Source organism: Oleiphilus sp. HI0125 (genome assembly GCF_001635355.1).
Map to the genome: position 1 here is coordinate 1 of NZ_LWGF01000481.1, position 554 is coordinate 554.

At 44.4% G+C, this 554-nt stretch carries 1 pseudogene; it reads left to right on the forward strand.

Annotation, left to right across the window (positions count from 1 at the left end):
• Positions 1–554: pseudogene (locus A3762_RS06205) on the forward strand (U32 family peptidase); the annotation flags it as partial.

Consider the following 554-nt stretch of genomic DNA (forward strand, 5'->3'; position numbering starts at 1 on the left):
AGCTAATGCTGTTAATTGGGCCACCGTAAAGTTTTGGCAGAAACAAGGACTTACCCGCGTCATCCTATCTAGAGGACTATCTCTCGACGAAGTAGAAGAAATTAAGTAGCGTTGTCCCGACATGGAGTTGGAAGTTTTCGTTCATGGCGCGTTATATATTGCCTATTCAGATCGTTGCTTACTATCAGGCTACACGACCCATCGAGACTCAAATCAAGGAGCCTGTACTAACAGTTGCCGCTGGAAATACCAAGCGCATGAAGCGAAAGAAACAATTGAAGGCGACATCATCGCTAAAGCTCCCGGAATACAAACCTTTGACCCCAGTGATATTGGGGATACGGCTAGGATAAACTCTTCGCCAATCTACCTGCTTCAAGAACAAGGCAGACCTAGTGAATATAGGCCTGCCTATGAAGATGAGCATGGCACTTACATCATGAACTCGAAAGATCTTCGAGCAGTTCAACATGTGAAACGTTTGATAGATATCGGCGCAGATTCTTTGAAGATAAAAGGTCGAACGAAATCTTATTATTACGCGGCAAGAACAG